This window comes from Streptomyces sp. NPDC102259 (assembly GCF_044766465.1).
Lineage (GTDB): Bacteria > Actinomycetota > Actinomycetes > Streptomycetales > Streptomycetaceae > Streptomyces.
Genome location: NZ_JBIWMA010000025.1, coordinates 100,064 through 116,689 on the forward strand (window position 1 = coordinate 100,064; position 16,626 = coordinate 116,689).

The 16,626-nt window shown below is 69.7% G+C and carries 12 protein-coding genes; 5 read left to right on the forward strand and 7 right to left on the reverse strand.

From position 1 onward, the window contains the following. Window positions 1-18: 18 nt before the first annotated feature. On the reverse strand, window positions 19-432 hold the full coding sequence (locus ACIRPU_RS36900; protein WP_351764282.1) for an organic hydroperoxide resistance protein: 414 nt from the start codon (window positions 430-432) through the stop codon (window positions 19-21). A gap of 142 nt (window positions 433-574) precedes the next feature. On the opposite strand from ACIRPU_RS36900, the gene ACIRPU_RS36905 reads away from it, so the two are divergent. Further along, window positions 575-1,072, forward strand: a complete 498-nt coding sequence (locus ACIRPU_RS36905; RefSeq protein ID WP_384121752.1) for a MarR family winged helix-turn-helix transcriptional regulator — start codon at window positions 575-577, stop codon at window positions 1,070-1,072. 72 nt (window positions 1,073-1,144) lie between these two features. On the opposite strand, the gene ACIRPU_RS36910 is transcribed toward ACIRPU_RS36905, so the two are convergent. Both ACIRPU_RS36910 and ACIRPU_RS36915 read right to left on the reverse strand, forming a co-directional pair. Continuing rightward, window positions 1,145-1,789 (reverse strand): LuxR C-terminal-related transcriptional regulator, encoded by a 645-nt coding sequence (locus ACIRPU_RS36910; RefSeq protein WP_385567736.1) that lies wholly within the window; start codon window positions 1,787-1,789, stop codon window positions 1,145-1,147. A gap of 34 nt (window positions 1,790-1,823) precedes the next feature. Continuing rightward, complete coding sequence (locus ACIRPU_RS36915; RefSeq protein ID WP_384121748.1) at window positions 1,824-2,471, reverse strand: TetR/AcrR family transcriptional regulator; 648 nt, start codon at window positions 2,469-2,471, stop codon at window positions 1,824-1,826. Window positions 2,472-2,643: 172 nt separating this feature from the next. On the opposite strand from ACIRPU_RS36915, the gene ACIRPU_RS36920 reads away from it, so the two are divergent. Both ACIRPU_RS36920 and ACIRPU_RS36925 read left to right on the forward strand, forming a co-directional pair. Further along, window positions 2,644-3,561, forward strand: a complete 918-nt coding sequence (locus ACIRPU_RS36920; RefSeq protein ID WP_351764278.1) for an ABC transporter permease — start codon at window positions 2,644-2,646, stop codon at window positions 3,559-3,561. Continuing rightward, window positions 3,554-4,405: an ABC transporter ATP-binding protein gene (locus ACIRPU_RS36925; RefSeq protein ID WP_403875246.1), complete on the forward strand. Its 852-nt coding sequence runs from the start codon at window positions 3,554-3,556 to the stop codon at window positions 4,403-4,405. The genes ACIRPU_RS36920 and ACIRPU_RS36925 overlap by 8 nt, the downstream gene beginning before the upstream one ends. A 71-nt stretch (window positions 4,406-4,476) precedes the next feature. Here ACIRPU_RS36925 and ACIRPU_RS36930 read toward each other — a convergent pair whose 3' ends face one another. Beyond that, on the reverse strand, window positions 4,477-9,426 hold the full coding sequence (locus ACIRPU_RS36930; protein WP_403875248.1) for an NAD-glutamate dehydrogenase: 4,950 nt from the start codon (window positions 9,424-9,426) through the stop codon (window positions 4,477-4,479). Between the two features lie 838 nt (window positions 9,427-10,264). On the opposite strand from ACIRPU_RS36930, the gene ACIRPU_RS36935 reads away from it, so the two are divergent. After that, a complete protein-coding gene (locus ACIRPU_RS36935; RefSeq protein ID WP_403875250.1) occupies window positions 10,265-10,831 on the forward strand; it encodes a DJ-1/PfpI family protein in 567 nt (188 codons plus the stop codon). A gap of 147 nt (window positions 10,832-10,978) precedes the next feature. On the opposite strand, the gene ACIRPU_RS36940 is transcribed toward ACIRPU_RS36935, so the two are convergent. Together ACIRPU_RS36940 and ACIRPU_RS36945 are read right to left on the reverse strand one after the other, a co-directional pair. Then, window positions 10,979-11,650 carry an HAD family hydrolase gene (locus ACIRPU_RS36940; RefSeq protein ID WP_403875252.1) on the reverse strand — a complete coding sequence of 224 codons (672 nt, stop codon included), beginning with the start codon at window positions 11,648-11,650 and terminating at the stop codon, window positions 10,979-10,981. 197 nt (window positions 11,651-11,847) lie between these two features. Next, complete coding sequence (locus ACIRPU_RS36945) at window positions 11,848-12,363, reverse strand: DUF6912 family protein (protein ID WP_403875254.1); 516 nt, start codon at window positions 12,361-12,363, stop codon at window positions 11,848-11,850. Window positions 12,364-12,697: 334 nt separating this feature from the next. Between ACIRPU_RS36945 and ACIRPU_RS36950 the strand changes: the two genes are divergently transcribed. Continuing rightward, window positions 12,698-13,399, forward strand: a complete 702-nt coding sequence (locus tag ACIRPU_RS36950; protein ID WP_403875256.1) for an Rv3235 family protein — start codon at window positions 12,698-12,700, stop codon at window positions 13,397-13,399. A gap of 253 nt (window positions 13,400-13,652) precedes the next feature. Here the strand turns inward: ACIRPU_RS36950 and secA are convergent, their stop codons facing one another. Continuing rightward, window positions 13,653-16,499, reverse strand: a complete 2,847-nt coding sequence (secA, locus tag ACIRPU_RS36955; RefSeq protein WP_403875257.1) for a preprotein translocase subunit SecA — start codon at window positions 16,497-16,499, stop codon at window positions 13,653-13,655. Window positions 16,500-16,626: the final 127 nt, after the last annotated feature.

Consider the following 16,626-nt stretch of genomic DNA (forward strand, 5'->3'; position numbering starts at 1 on the left):
CCCGGAGGCGGCCGGCGACTACTCGATGACGAGGTCGACCTCGATGTTGCCGCGGGTGGCGTTGGAGTAGGGGCAGACCTGGTGGGCGGTCTCGACCAGCTTGCGGCCGGTCGCCTCGTCCAGACCCTCGGGCAGCTCGACGCGCAGCGTCACCTTGAGGCCGAAGCCCTCGCCCTGCTTGCCTATGCCGACCTCGGCGGTCACGGCGGCGTCGGTGACGTCGACCTTCGCCTGGCGGCCGACGAGACCGAGGGCGCTGCCGAAGCAGGCCGCGTAACCGGCGGCGAAGAGCTGCTCGGGGTTGGTGCCCTGACCGTTGCCGCCCAGCTCCACCGGCGGGGCCAGCTGGAGGTCGATCTTGCCGTCGGAGGAGACGGCGCGACCGTCGCGGCCGTGGGTGGCGGTGGCGACTGCGGTGTAGAGCGCGTCCATGGATGAACCATCCCTCTCGGAAGTCGTGTCGGGGGGTGGCCGGCCCTCGCGCCGTTCGCGTCCGGACCGCCTCACGGAGATAAGTAGAGCACACAATTGAGTTGTGCACAACTAAATGGCTCGCTGGAGCTACCCTGGAGGCATGACCCCGACGCCCCCACCCGCAGCGCAGGAGAACGCCGAGGAGAACTGGCTCCGCCTGGACAGCCAGATCTGCTTCTCCCTGCACGCCGCCTCGCGCGCCTTCAACGGCGTCTACCGCGTGATCCTCAAGGAACTCGGGCTCACCTACCCCCAGTACCTGGTGCTGCTGGTCCTGTGGGAGCACGGCGAACTGCCCGTCAAGAAGCTCGGCGAGCACCTCCGCCTCGACTCCGGCACGCTCTCCCCGCTGCTCAAGCGACTGGAGTCGGCCGGCCTGGTGCGCAGGGAGCGCAGCTCCCGCGACGAGCGCTCGGTGGAGATCCGGCTCACCGAGGAGGGCGTCGCCCTGCGCGAGCGGGCGCTGCGGGTGCCGCGCCGGATCGTCTCGGCGACCGGGTTCGACCTCGACGAGATCCGCGACCTGCGCGACCAACTCGACCAACTCACCTCGGCCCTCGACACGGCGGCCCTGGAGCAGGAACCGGAACACGGATGACGACCCGGGCCGCACGGCGCCCCGGCGCAACGGTTGGCGGCGGTTTGAGGCGCGTGCCGGGATCCGGCCGGGTCAGGCGTTGTTCAGATACGCCAGTACGGCCAGGACGCGTCGGTGGCCGCTGTCGCTCGGGGGGAGGCTCAGTTTCAGGAACACGTTGCCGATGTGTTTGCTGACGGACCGTTCGGTGATGACGAGGGCGCCGGCGATGGTCGTGTTGTCGCGGCCCTCGGCCATGAGCTTCAGCACCTCGCGCTCACGCGGTGTGAGCGAGTCCAGCGGCGAGTCGCGGCGGCGGGACATCAGCTCCGTGACGACCTCGGGGTCGAGCGCCGTACCGCCGGAGGCGACCCGTTCCAGCGCGTCGAGGAACTCGTCCACCCGGCCCACGCGGTCCTTCAGCAGATAGCCGACCCCGCTCGCGCCCCCGCCCAGCAGCTCGGCCGCGTAGGACTCCTCGACGTACTGGGAGAGCACCAGCACCGGCAGGCCGGGAATCTTCTCGCGGGCCTCCAGCGCGGCCCGCAGTCCCTCGTCGCGGAAGCCCGGCGGCATCCGTACGTCGAGCACCGCCACGTCCGGACGGTGCCGCAGGAGCGCCGGAAGGACCTCGGGGCCGGAGCCGACGACGGCCACCACCTCGTGCCCGGCCGATGTCAGCAGCAGGACCAGACCCTCCCTGAGCAGGGCGTTGTCCTCGGCCATCACGACTCTCATGCCACCTCGACTCCCGTCACGGCGTCCGCGCCGCTTACAGCGCCTTGATCGCCTCGGTGGTCGCACGAGCCAGCGCGCCCAGGTAGCCCTTGGGCAGCTTCGGACTGCGGATCACCACCGAACGCCAGTAAAGCGGACCCGAGATCAGATCGAGCGCCAGCTCCTCGTTCAGCCCCTCGCGGACCTCGCCGCGCCGCACCGCCGCCGCCACGATCTTCAGGGCGACCTCCTCCTGCCCCTGCTTCAGCGCCTTCTGCAGAGCCTCGGCGATCTCCGGGTTGCGGGCCGCCTCGGCCTGGAGGTCGGGAATGATCTGCGAGGCCACCGGATGCCGCAGGGCCCGGGAGCTCACCTCGTAGAGCATGCGCAGGTCGCCCTCCAGGCTGCCCGTCTCCGGGGCCGGCAGCCCCTGCACGGCTATCACCGAGACGATGTCGAGGACCAGGTGCAGCTTGGAGCGCCAGCGCCGGTACACCGCGGTCTTGCCCACCCCGGCGCGCCGGGCGATGCCCTCGATGGACATCCGCGCGTAGCCGACGGTCGCGAGCTCCTCGAACACGGCGGCCCGGATGGCCTCCGTCACATCCTCGCGGAGCACGGCCGCGCCCGCGGGGGCCCGGCGGCGCGGGCGCACCTGGGGTCCATCGGCGTTCGTCGCGTTCGTCGTCATGCGGACCAGCATAGGGCGTTACGACGAAACGGTTGCGTTCCGACGATGAATCGGCCTACTCTCACGTTGCGACGATACGGTCCCGTTCCGACGTAAGAATATGTAAAGAAAAGCGTAAGGAAACGGCGAGCGGCCACGGAAACACCGCCGCCCGCACCCCTTCCCCCGAGCGAAAGCAGCGGATGTGAGTCAGGTCCTCCACACACCGCCCCAGACACAGGCCGCCCCCCACGGCGACCTCGCGGCTCTGGCCGCCCGTCACGGCCTCACGGTCAGCGGCGCCCGCCCGTCCCTGCCCGAGTACATCCGCCAGCTCTGGGCGCGCCGCCACTTCATCACCGCGTTCGCCACCGCCAAGCTCACCGCCCAGTACAGCCAGGCGAAGCTGGGCCAGGTCTGGCAGGTGATGACCCCGCTGCTGAACGCGGCGGTCTACTACTTCATCTTCGGTGTCCTGCTGGAGACCAAGAAGGGCGTGGCGGACTTCATCCCGTTCCTGGTCACGGGCGTGTTCGTCTGGACGTTCACACAGAGCTCGATCATGGCGGGCACCCGGGCCATCGGCGGCAGCATCGGTCTGGTGCGGGCCCTGCACTTCCCCCGGGCCGCCCTGCCGATCTCGTTCTGTCTCCAGCAGCTCCAGCAGCTGCTGTTCTCGATGGCCGCCCTGCTGATCATCCTGTTCGCCGTGGGCGTGCCGCCGGCCCTGTCCTGGGTCCTCGTCATCCCGGCCCTGACGCTCCAGTTCGTCTTCAACGCCGGCGTCTCGATGATCCTGGCCCGGCTCGGCGCGAACACCCCGGACATCTCCCAGCTGATGCCGTTCATCCTGCGCACCTGGATGTACATCTCGGGCGTGATGTGGAGCATCGACAACCTGCTCGAGAAGCACCAGGGCATGCCGGCCTGGGTCGCCGACCTGCTGCGGGCCAACCCCGCCGCCGTCTACATCGACCTGATGCGCTTCGCGCTGATCGACAGCTTCCACGCGAGCCAGCTGCCGCCCCACGTGTGGCTGGTCGCGACCGGCTGGGCGCTGCTCGCCGGCGTCGGCGGCTTCATCTACTTCTGGAAGGCTGAGGAGACGTACGGCCGTGGCTGAGAACGCAACGCGCACCGCGCCCACCGCGCCCACCGAGCCCATCGACGAGCGGGCCCCCACCGTCATCGCCGACGGCGTCGACATCGTCTACCGGATCAACGGCACCGGCAGCGGCCGGGGCAGCGCGACGGCCGCCCTCAACCGCATCATCCGCCCCGGGCAGGCCCAGAAGGCCGCCGGCATGCGCGTGGTGCACGCCGTCAAGAACGTCACCTTCGTCGCGTACAAGGGCGAGGCGATCGGCCTCATCGGCACCAACGGTTCCGGCAAGTCGACCCTGCTCAAGGGGATCGCGGGCCTCCAGCCGGTGGAGAACGGCAAGATCTACACCGACGGCCAGCCCTCCCTCCTCGGCGTCAACGCGGCCCTGATGGGCGATCTGACGGGCGAACGCAACGTCTACCTCGGCGGACTCGCCATGGGTATGACGCGCGAGCAGATCAAGGAGCGCTACCAGGAGATCGTCGACTTCTCCGGCATCAACGAGAAGGGCGACTTCATCTCCCTGCCGATGCGCACCTACTCCTCCGGCATGGGCTCCCGGCTGCGCTTCTCCATCGCCGCCGCCAAGGACCACGACGTCCTGCTCATCGACGAGGCACTGTCGACCGGCGACGCGCGGTTCCAGGCGCGGTCGGCGGAGCGCATCCAGGAGATGCGCGCGCACGCCGGCACGGTCTTCCTGGTCAGCCACAGCAACGCCGCGATCCGCGACACCTGCGACCGGGTGCTGTGGCTGGAGCGCGGCGAACTGCGCATGGACGGCCCGACGGAGGAGGTCCTCGAGGCGTACGAGGCGTTCACCGGGGACAAGAAGAAGAAGCCCAAGCCGAAGCCCGCCTGACGGAACAACGGACAGACAGGGGTGCCCCCCGAGCCTCGACGGCCCGGGGGGCACCCCTGTTTCCCGTGTGCTTACGAGTGCGCCCGCAACATCGTGCGCATCGTCCGCATGGCCACCGACAGATTGGCCAGGTCGAAGGTCTCCGAGCTCTGGATCTCCTCCAGCGTGGTACGCGCCCGGCCCAGGATCGCCGCGTTCTTCTCCTCCCACGCCTTGAAGCGCTGCTCGGGCGTCGAGGTGCCGTTGCCGACGGCCAGCACGTCCGCCGTCAGCGCCGCGTGGGCCGCGTACAGGTCCTCACGGATGGAGGCGCGCGCCATGGACTGCCACCGATCGGCACGCGGCAGCTCGATGATGCGGTCCATGAGCTGGGTGATGCGCAGACGGTCGGCGAGGTCGTAGTAGACGTCGGCGACGTCCAGCGGGTCCCGCCCCATGCGGTCGGCCACCGAGACGATGTCCAGCGCCGGGAAGGCGGAGGAGAACCCGGCCACCCGGGTGGCCAGCTCGTCCGGGACGCCGGCGTCGGTCAGCTCGTCGTGGATCCGCTGCCACCACTCCAGGTCCGCGCCCCGCAGCAGCTTCGTCAGCTGCGACCACACCTGCTCGACGCGCTCGGCGAAGAAGTCGACGGTCTCGGCGAGCTGCAGCGGCTGCGGCCGGTTGTTCAGCAGCCAGCGCGTACCGCGCTCGACGAGTCGTCGCGAGTGCAGCCGGATACGGGTCTGGACGTCGGCCTCGACCCGGTTGTCGAGATCCTCCACCGCGTCCCACACCGGCGCCGAGCGGAAGATCGCCCGGGCCGCGGTCTGGGCCCGCACGATCTCCTCCAGCGAGGCGCCGGTCTCCTCCCGCAGCCGGTGCAGATACGTCGTACCGCCCGTGTTGACCGTGTCGTTGACCAGGACGGTCGTGGTGATCTCGCGGCGCAGCGGGTGACTGTCGATGCCCTCGGGGAACCGCTCGCGCAACGCCGTCGGGAAGTACGCGTGCAGCAGACCGCGCAGGTACGGGTCGTCGGGCAGCGAGGTGTGCAGCAGCTCGTCCGACACCGTGATCTTGGTGTAGGCCATCAGGACGGCCGTCTCCGGGCTGGTGAGGCCCTGGCCGGCGCCGAGACGCTCACGGATCTGCCGGTCGGTGGGCAGGAACTCCAGGGCCCGGTCCAGGTGCTTCTCCCTGACCAGGTGGCGCATGAAGCGCTGCTGGGCGTGGAGCATGTCCTTGGACTGGGCGAGGGCGTTGGCGATCGCCGTGTTCTGCGCGTAGTTGTTGCGCAGGACCAGAGTGCCGACCTCGTCGGTCATCTCCGCGAGCACCTTGTTGCGCTGCTTGACGGTCATGTCGCCCTCGCCGACCAGACCGTTGAGCAGGATCTTGATGTTCACCTCGTGGTCGGAGGTATCCACGCCCGCGCTGTTGTCGATGGCATCCGTGTTGATCTTGCCGCCGTGCAGCGCGAACTCGATCCGGCCGAGCTGGGTCAGGCCCAGGTTGCCGCCCTCGCCGACGACCCTGACGCGCAGATCGGCGCCGTCCACCCGGATCGGGTCGTTGGCCTTGTCGCCGACGTCGGCGTTCGACTCCGCACCGGACTTCACGTACGTGCCGATGCCGCCGTTCCACAGCAGGTCCACCTGCGCCCGCAGGATCGCCTTCATCAGGTCGGCCGGGGTCAGCTTGGTGACGGCCGCCTCGATGCCCAGCGCCTCGCGGATGTGGGCGTTGACCGGGATCGCCTTCGCCGTCCGCGGGAAGACGCCGCCGCCGGCGGAGATCAGGTCACCATTGTAGTCGGCCCAGCTGGAGCGGGGCAGCTCGAACAGCCGACGGCGCTCGGCGTAGGAGGTCGCCGCGTCCGGCTTCGGGTCGATGAAGATGTGCCGGTGGTCGAAGGCGGCGACCAGCCGGATGTGCTCGCTGAGCAGCATGCCGTTGCCGAACACGTCACCGGACATGTCACCGACGCCGACGACCGTGAAGTCCTCGGACTGCGTGTCCACGCCCAGCTCCCGGAAGTGCCGCTTCACGGACTCCCAGGCACCGCGGGCCGTGATGCCCATGCCCTTGTGGTCGTAGCCCGCCGAGCCGCCGGACGCGAAGGCGTCGCCGAGCCAGAAGTTGTACGACTGCGCGACCTCGTTGGCGATGTCGGAGAACGTCGCCGTGCCCTTGTCGGCGGCGACCACCAGGTAGGTGTCGTCCTCGTCGTGCCGCACGACGTCGGCCGGCGGCACGACCTCCCCGCCGACCAGGTTGTCGGTGATGTCGAGCAGCGCCGAGATGAACGTCTTGTAGCTGGAGATGCCCTCGGCCAGCCACGCGTCACGGTCCACGCCCGGGTCGGGCAGCTGCTTGGCGACGAAGCCGCCCTTGGCGCCGACCGGCACGATGACGGTGTTCTTCACCATCTGCGCCTTCACCAGCCCGAGCACCTCGGTACGGAAGTCCTCCCGCCGGTCGGACCAGCGCAGACCACCGCGCGCGACCTTCCCGAACCGCAGGTGCACGCCCTCCACCTGCGGCGAGTACACCCAGATCTCGAACGCCGGCCGGGGCGCCGGCAGATCCGGGATCGCCTGCGGGTCGAACTTCATGGACACGTAGTCGTGCGGCTCGCCGCCCGCGCGCTCCTGGAAGAAGTTCGTCCGCAGGGTCGCCTTGATGACCGTGAGGAAGGACCGCAGGATCCGGTCCTCGTCGAGCGAGGCCACCTCGTCGAGGGCGGCGTCCAGCTCCTCGAGCAGCGCGTCGACGATCTCGTGCCCGGCACGCTGCCGGTCGGGCGACATCCGCGCCTCGAACAACGACACGAGCAGCCGGGTGGTGTGGACGTTGGTCCGGAGGGTGTCCTCCATGTAGTCCTGGCTGAAGGTGGACCCGGCCTGCCGCAGGTACTTGGCGTACGCGCGCAGCACCATCGCCTGCCGCCAGTGCAGCCCCGCGCCCAGCACCAGCGCGTTGAACCCGTCGTTCTCCGCCTTGCCCGTCCAGGTCGCCGAGAACGCCTCCTGGAACCGCTCACGCCCGTCGTCACCGAGGTCCCCACCGGGACCCGCCAGCGACTTGGGGATACGCAGACCGAAGTCGTAGATCCAGGCGTTGCTGCGGTCCGAGCAGCGCAGCTCGTACGGCCGCTCGTCGATCACCTCGACGCCGAGCCGGTTCAGGACCGGCAGCACGGCCGACAGGGAGATCGCGTCACCCTTGCGGTAGATCTTGAAACGGCGCTCGCCGGGCCCGGCGCCCACCGGCTCGTACAGGCTGAGCGAGAAGTTCCGCTCCTCCGTGAGCCGCTCCAGATGGCAGAGGTCGGCGACGGCGGAACGCGGACTGTGGTCGGCCTTGTACCCCTCGGCGAAGGCGCCGCTGTAGCGCCGCAGCAGCTCCGCGGCCCGCTCCTCGCCGAGTTCGGCGTTGAGCGCCTCCTGGAACGCGTCGGCCCAGGAACGGGCCGCCTCGACGAGCCGCGCCTCGATGCGCTCCTTGTCTGCGTCGGACAGCTCCGGCAGCTCGGTGCCCTGCGGGACACGCACGACGAAGTGCAGCCGGGACAGGATCGACTCGGTGTTCCAGGCGGTGAAGTCGACGTTCGTCCCGCCCAGCTCCTCCTTGAGGATGTCGATGATCCGCAGCCGCACACCCGTGGTGTAGCGGTCGCGGGGCAGGTAGACGATCGCCGAGTAGTAACGCCCGTACTCGTCCTGCCGCAGGTACAGCCGCAGCCGGCGCCGCTCCTGGAGATAGAGCACGGACGTGACGATGGACCGGAGTTCGTCCACCGGCGTCTGGAAGAGCTCGTCGCGCGGGTAGGTCTCCATGATCTGGAGCAGGTCGCGCCCGTCGTGGCTGTTGGGCGAGAACCCGGCGCCCTTCAGCACCGCCTCGACCTTGCGCCGCACGACCGGCACCCGCACCACGGACTCGGTGTAGGCGGCGGAGGAGAACAGCCCGAGGAACCGACGCTCCCCGACGACGTTCCCGTCCTTGTCGAACTTCTTCACACCGACGTAGTCGAGGTAGGAGGGCCGGTGCACGGTGGCCCGGCTGTTCGCCTTGGTCAGCACCAGCAGCTTGTGCTCACGCGCCTTGGCACGGGCATCGGCGGGCAGCCGCTCGAAGGAGGGACTGACGGGGTGACTGTCGGTGTCGGCGTGATGCGGGTCGGAACGCAGAATGCCGAGCCCGGTCCCGGGGACGGCGGCGAGGGAGTCGTCCCCGCGCAGCTGGTACTCCCGGTAGCCGAGGAACGTGAAGTGGTCGGCGGCCAGCCAGCGCAGCAGCTCACGGGCCTCGTCGACCTCGGGCCGCGCCAGATCACCGGGGACGGGCTCCTCCTGGAGCTGATCGGCGACCCGCATCGCGGTGTCCCGCATCTTCTCCCAGTCCTCGACGGCCTCCCGGACGTCGGACAGGACGCGCACCAGGTCGGCGGTGATCTGCTTCAGATCGGCACGGTCGCTCTCACGGTCGATCTCGACGTGGATCCACGACTCGACATGCCCGTCGTGCGGCAGGTCCCCCGCGACGGGCGGGGCGTTGAGCACCTCGATGAGCTTGCCGGCCACATCGCGCCGCACGACGACCTGCGGGTGGATGACGAGGTGGATCCCCCGACCCTGCCGGGTCAGCTCATTGGTGACGGAGTCGACGAGGAACGGCATGTCGTCGGTCACGACCTCGACGACCGAGTGGCTGCACGTCCACCCGTTCTCCTCGACGGTAGGGGTGTGAACCCTTACATTGGCCGTCCCCTGCGGCCGGTTCTCGGCCAGCCGGTAGTGCGAGAGCGCGGCTCCGAAGACATCGACCGGGTCACGGCCGCTCAGGTCCTCCGGGGCGGTGTGCAGGTAGTAGCGCTGCAGGAACGCGAGGAGGGAGTCGTGGTCCGGGGTCCCCGGAGTACCGCCGCCCTCGCCCGTCGTCCCAGTCGGTAGATGCCCCCCGACCGGGCTGTTCTCAGCGACCCGCGCCGCCCTCTCGAGCAGCTCGGCCTTGGCTTCGTCCAGCTTGGTCTGCATTGTCCTCTGGCTCCTGTCGCGCGCCGTTGCGTGACGTAGAAGGAAGTACGTGAAGTACGGTCTCTTCCCCTGCGGCTCGACGCCACGGCCCGGGTTCTCCGGTCCGTTCCGACGCTATGCCGCAAGGTGAGATGAGCGGGGGGTTATCGGCCATTCTCGACACCACTCCCGGGTGTGACGCTGCTCTCCGCGCCAGGTGCATCCGGGGAGTGCTCGGCGTCCTGGGGGCCCATTCGGCCCCGTCCCGCCCGCGCCGACCAGCGTCCGCCGCCCGGCTGCGGAGATGGTCCGCACACACCGGGCGCAGGGCAGGGGCAACAACGCCCCCGCGAACTATCGCGCTGATCACGCCACCAGGCTATCGCCCCTCCCGGGCCTCCCGTCATGAGCCGTATGTGTACAAAACAGAGCCCACAACTTTGCCGTTCTGCACAGAGCCAAACCGGGGGGTGACGTGCGAAGGGGGAGGGGAGGGGCTGCGCCCCTGGCGGGGTGCAGGGGACGCAGTCCCCGCCGGGGTACAGGGGCGGAGCCCCTGGTGGGGTACAGGGGCGCGGCCCCTGGTGGGTACAGGGGCCAGTCCCTGGCGGGGTGCAGGGGACGCAGTCCCCGCCGGGTGCAGGGGCGGAGCCCCTGGTCCCCGCCGGGGTGCAGGGGCGGAGCCCCTGGTGGGGTGGAAGGGGCGGAGCCCCTGGGATGGGACGGGTAGGGGCGGCGGGGGCGAGAAAAGTCGACGCCGACCCCACCCCGCGGGACGCTGAAAGCGCCCTCTTGGCAAGCCCACCCCCCAAGAGGCACGTTGCCCATGGCAACACCCGCCCGAGAGGAGCCGCCCACCATGACCGCGAAAATCCTCATCGTCACCGGCGACGCAGCGGAATCCCTGGAAGTCCTCTACCCCTACCAACGCCTACGCGAGGAAGGCTACGAGGTCCACATCGCCGCCCCCACCCGCAAAAAGCTCCAGTTCGTCGTCCACGACTTCGAACCCGGCTTCGACACCTACACCGAGAAGCCCGGCTACACCTGGCCCGCCGACCTCGCCTTCTCCGAGGTCGACCCCGGCCAGTACGCCGCCATCGTCATCCCCGGCGGCCGGGCCCCCGAGTACCTCCGCAACGACCCCGAGCTCCGCAAGATCCTCAAGTCGTTCTTCGACGCCGACAAACCGGTCGCCCAGATCTGCCACGGCCCCCTGCTCACCGCGGCCGCCGACGCCCTCCACGGCCGACGCGTCACGGCGTACCCGGCCCTGGAGCTCGACATGCAGTCGGCGGGCGCCACCTTCCAGGACGCCGAGGCGGTGGTCGACGGCACCCTGGTCTCCGCTCGCGCCTGGCCGGACCACCCGGCCTGGATGCGCGAGTTCCTGAAGGTGCTACGCACCAAGGCGCCAGCGACGTGACCTGACCCACCCCGCCCGCCCCGGCCCATCCATCCAAGCCCCCACAGGTGCGGCGCCCTCAGGACGCCGCACCCACCCGACGCTCAAGGCAGCTGCCGCCACAACCCCCCGAAACCCCTACCCAGCCACAGCCGACTACGCAGCCGATTACGCAGCCGCGGCCAACCGCCCCGCGACCTCCACCGCCTCCCCCAGCGTGTCCACCACTGGCACCCCCACCCCCTCCAGGCTGGCCCGACTGTGTGACCCGCCGGTGTACAGGACGGCCCGCGCGCCCACATGCAACGCGGCCACCGCGTCATCGGCGGCATCCCCGATCACCACCGTGCGCTCCGCCTGCACCCCGGTCAGCGCCTGGAGGTGCCGCACCATGTGCTCGGCCTTGCTGCCCCCGGAGGGACCGGTCCGCCCGTCGACCCGTACGAAGTGTGGCTCGATCCCGAACCCCCGGACCAGCGGCACGAGTTCGTCGTGCACATACATGCTCAGCAGGGACTGGCTGTGCCCCGCCGACCGCCACCCCGCGAGCAGTTCCACCGCACCCTCGGTGAGCGCGCACCGCACCCGGTGCTCGGCGTAGTACCGGTGGAAGACGTCGTCCATGACCTCCCACTCGGCATCGGTGGGCAGCCTTCCCATCAGCCGCTCGTAGAACTTCGGCACCGGAACGCAGTACAGCGCCCGGTACTGCTCCAGTGTGATCGGCTCCAGCCCCAGCTCGACGAATGCCGCGTTCGTCGCCCCGATGATCGCGTCGTTGTCGTGGAACAGCGTCCCGTTCCAGTCCCAGACGATGTGCGCCGCTTCCTGCTTCCCCATACCTGCAAACGTACCCGCCACCACCGACAATCAAGTGACCGCCCGAAGCGACGACCGAACGCACCGAGCGCACCGAACGCACCGAACGCACCGGCCCAGGCAGACCGACAGTCAGCGGCCCGCACCAGACAGCCGACAGCCGACGGCAAGCAGCCGGCACAGCAACCGGCAGCCGACCGGCAGCCGTCCGGGCGAACTCAGTCTCCCGACCCCACCAGGCTCGGGATCTCCTGCCTGGCGAACCACAACAGCTCATGGTCCTCGGCCCCGTCCACGACGAACTGCGCGTCGTCGTCCCCGCCGTCCGCCGCCGCGAGCGCCTCCGCCGCGGCGGTCACGTCCGCCTCCGCCTCCCGGGCGTCGACGTGCACCGCGGCCGCCTTGGCCAGCGGCACGGCACCCGTCACCCGTACCTCACCCAGCGCCGCCGGATCGAGCCCCCGGTCGGGGTCCGCGGCGGCCGCGCGGTCGGGCACGTCGACGGCGACCACGACCCGGCGCCGCGGGGCGCCCTGATCCGCCGCGAGCAACCGCAGCGAGGCGAGCGCGGCCCTGCTGAGCGCCGCGTACTCCAGCTCCTCGATGTCGTCGGAGAGATACCACTCGCGCAACGCGGGCGTGACGGCGTACGCGACGAGCGGCCCGGACCCCAGCTCACCCGTCTTGTGCGCCTCGGCGAGGCCGGGGAGGGTCAGGGGGACGTAGACGCGCATGGCTGGCCGCTCTTTCGTGGTCGCAGGCTCGGACTCGGCGCCCCGGGGAGGGACGGTTCCGCGTCTCCCCGAGGGCCTTCAGGATACGTGCGGCCGTCCCCTTTCGGGCCCCTGTCCGCACCCTCACCGGCGTCAACCCCAGACCACCCGCTTCACCCGGCCCACCCCCGCAACGCCGGTCTCCCACCACCCCTCACCGCCCCTGATAGGTGAACTTTTCCGGCCCCCGCCACGGACGTCCCGCGTCCTTGCCGTCACGGACCGCGACCCCGTACAAGATCCGCAACGGCAAGTTACCGACCGGTATAGCCGAGCCCACCGAACGGGGACACCCATGAACAAGGTCATGACGCGGACGCAGCACCATCCCGGCACCCGCCCTCCCGGCCGCCGCGACACCCGCCGCCCCGCAGCCGCCCCACCCCGCACCCCGAACGGCGGCGCCCCCCGCACGGCACCCGCCGGCGGCCGCCCACCCGGTCCCCCCGGCACCGGCTCCCCCACCCGCACCCGCCCCGCCGACGGCCGCCCCACCACCCCCCAGTCCCTCACCCGCCACCCGACACCGCGACCCAGCACCAGCACCAGCACCAGCAGGGGCACCGGTAGGGGCACCGGTAGGGGAACGGGCACCGACGCCCCCACCGGCTCCCCGTCCGTCCCCGCCCAGACCCTCCGCCGCCCCATCTCCCAGCCGCGCCCCACAGACCTCTTCGCCGACCGCCTCCTCGCGGTCCTGACCGGCCGACGCCCCGTGCACTTCATGCTCCGGCACACCCTCGGCCACGCCTACGACGACCTGGCCCACCTCGCCGAACGCGGCCCCCTGCGCACCACCCACGGCGCCCTTCCCGTCGTCCGGGACATCGGCTACTACGTCCCCCGCCCCGGCGCCATCGAGGCCTTCGCCCGCATCGGCGCCGGCGACCGCCTACGGGCCATGGCCTTCCGCCTGGAACTCGGCACCGACCACCGCTGGCGCTGCACAGCGGTGGAACTCGACGGCACCCGCAGGCCCCACCCCCAGGACGACTGAGCCGCCCTGAACCCCAGGACGACTGAGCCGCCCTGAACCCCAGGACGACTGAGCCGCCCTGAAAGCGCCGAACAGCAAAGGGCCGGGCCACCCGAAGGTGACCCGGCCCTCAGCCGCTACGAAGCCCACAGCGCCGTCACGACCCACGTCGCATACGCCACAGCCACGCACCACACGTCGCACCACGCATCACACGTCGCACGCCACGCATCACGCGTCGCGCCCGGCAGACGGCGCCGCAGGCAGACGCGCCCTACTTCTTACGGCGCCGCCCGGCCTTCGCCTGCTTACGGCGCTCCGCGCGCGTGAGGCCATCGGCCTCGGAGCGCACCGGCTCGTCCTCGTCATTGTCGAAGTCGCCCTCGATCGTGCCGCCCTCGCCGTCCACCGTCGGAGCCGAGAAGTGCAGCTGACGACGCTGCGGAGCGTCCAGCCCCTTCGCCCGGATCTCCGGACGCGAACCCGCCTGCGCCGGCACCACGTCCTGCTTCTCCATGTCGACCGGCGCGGCGTCCTCCACCGGGACCTCCTCGACCTGCTGCTCGACCTGGACCTCCAGGTTGAACAGGTAGCCGACGGACTCCTCCTTGATGCCGTCCATCATCGCGGAGAACATGTCGAAGCCCTCGCGCTGGTACTCGACCAGCGGGTCCTTCTGCGCCATCGCGCGCAGACCGATGCCCTCCTGGAGGTAGTCCATCTCGTAGAGGTGCTCGCGCCACTTGCGGTCCAGGACCGACAGCACGACCCGCCGCTCCAGCTCACGCATGATCTCGGAACCGAGCTGCGACTCCCGCGACTCGTACTGCTCACGGATGTCGTCCTTGATGGACTCGGAGATGAACTCGGCGGTCAGACCCGCCCGGTCACCGGCCGCCTCCTCCAGCTCCTCGACGGTGACCTTCACCGGGTAGAGCTGCTTGAAGGCGCCCCACAGCCGGTCCAGGTCCCAGTCCTCCGGGAAGCCCTCGGCGGTCTCCGCGCCGACGTACGCGTCGATCGTGTCGTCCATGAAGTGGTGGATCTGCTCCTGGAGGTCCTCGCCCTCCAGAACGCGGCGCCGCTCACCGTAGATGACCTCACGCTGACGGTTGAGCACCTCGTCGTACTTCAGGACGTTCTTACGCGTCTCGAAGTTCTGCTGCTCCACCTGCGACTGCGCGGACGCGATCGCGCGCGTGACCATCTTGTTCTCGATCGGCACGTCGTCCGGCACGTTCGCCATCGACATCACGCGCTCGACCATCTGCGCCTTGAACAGCCGCATCAGGTCGTCGCCCAGCGACAGGTAGAAACGGGACTCGCCCGGGTCGCCCTGACGGCCGGAACGACCGCGCAGCTGGTTGTCGATACGACGCGACTCGTGCCGCTCGGTACCCAGCACGTAGAGGCCGCCCAGCTCCTTGACCTCGTTGAACTCGGCCTTGACCGCCTGCTCGGCCTTCTCCAGGGCGGCGGGCAGCGCGGCGGCCCACTCCTCGATGTGCTCCTCGGGGTCGAGGCCGCGCTGGCGCAGCTCCGCCTCCGCGAGGTCGTCGGGGTTGCCGCCGAGCTTGATGTCGGTACCACGGCCGGCCATGTTGGTCGCGACCGTCACGGCACCCTTGCGGCCGGCCTGGGCGACGATCGACGCCTCACGCTCGTGGTGCTTGGCGTTCAGCACCTCGTGCTGCACACCCCGCTTGGAGAGCTGCTGCGACAGGTACTCGGACTTCTCGACCGACGTCGTGCCGACGAGGATCGGCTGGCCCTTCTCGTGCTTCTCGGCGATGTCGTCGACGACCGCCTCGAACTTCGCGACCTCGGTGCGGTAGATCAGGTCGGACTGGTCCTTGCGGACCATCGGCCTGTTCGTCGGGATCGGGACCACGCCGAGCTTGTAGATCTGGTGGAACTCGGCGGCCTCGGTCATCGCCGTACCGGTCATGCCACAGAGGCCGGGCTGTTCCTTCCCGTTGTGGTCGTGCCGCTTGTAGAGGCGGAAGAAGTTCTGAAGGGTGATCGTGGCGAGCGTCTGGTTCTCGTCCTTGATGTCCACCCCCTCCTTCGCCTCGATCGCCTGGTGCATGCCCTCGTTGTAGCGGCGGCCCGCGAGGATACGGCCCGTGTGCTCGTCGACGATCATGACTTCGCCGTCCATGACGACGTAGTCCTTGTCCTTCTTGAAGAGCTCCTTCGCCTTGATGGCGTTGTTCAGGTAGCCCACCAGAGGGGTGTTCACCGACTCGTAGAGGTTGTCGATGCCCAGCCAGTCCTCGACCTTGCTGACACCGACCTCGTGAATGGCGACCGTCCGCTTCTTCTCGTCGACCTCGTAGTCGCCGGTCTCCTCGAGGCCCTTGAGCGGGTTGCCGGCCTCGCCCTTCTTCAGGCGCGTCACCAGCTTCGCGAAGTCGCCGTACCACTTGGTGGCCTGGTCGGCCGGACCGGAGATGATCAGCGGCGTACGCGCCTCGTCGACCAGGATCGAGTCGACCTCGTCGACGATGGCGAAGTTGTGGCCCCGCTGGACCAGCTCGTCCTGCGCCCACGCCATGTTGTCGCGCAGGTAGTCGAAGCCGAACTCGTTGTTCGTGCCGTACGTGATGTCGCACGCGTACATCTCGCGGCGCTGCGCCGGCGTCATGTTGGCGAGGATGCAGCCGACTTCCAGGCCCAGGAACTTGTGGACACGACCCATCATCTCGGAGTCGCGCTCGGCCAGATAGTCATTGACCGTGATCAGGTGGACGCCCTTGCCGGACACCGCGTTCAGATACGCGGGCAGCGTGCCGACGAGCGTCTTGCCCTCACCCGTCTTCATCTCGGCCACATAGCCGAGGTGCAGGGCGGCACCGCCCATGATCTGCACGTCGTAGTGACGCTGGCCGAGGACACGCTTGGCGGCCTCGCGCACGGTGGCGAAAGCCTCGGGCAGCAGGTCGTCCAAGCTCTCACCGTCGGCGTACCGCTGCTTGTACTCATCGGTGAGGGCCCGCAGCTCGGCGTCGGAGAGGTCGACGAAGTCCTCTTCGATGGAGTTGACCTGGTCCGCGATGCGGTGCAGCTTGCGCAGGATCTTGCCTTCGCCTGCACGCATGATCTTCGAGAGGACGGACACGGGGGTTGGTCTCCTTGCCGGTCGGGCCTGGGACGGTCGGTTTCCAGTGGACTTACTGAGCAACGGCCATCGTATGCGAGGACCCCGCCACCCCGGGAGGCCTGCCGCCACGAGGACCACACGCTGC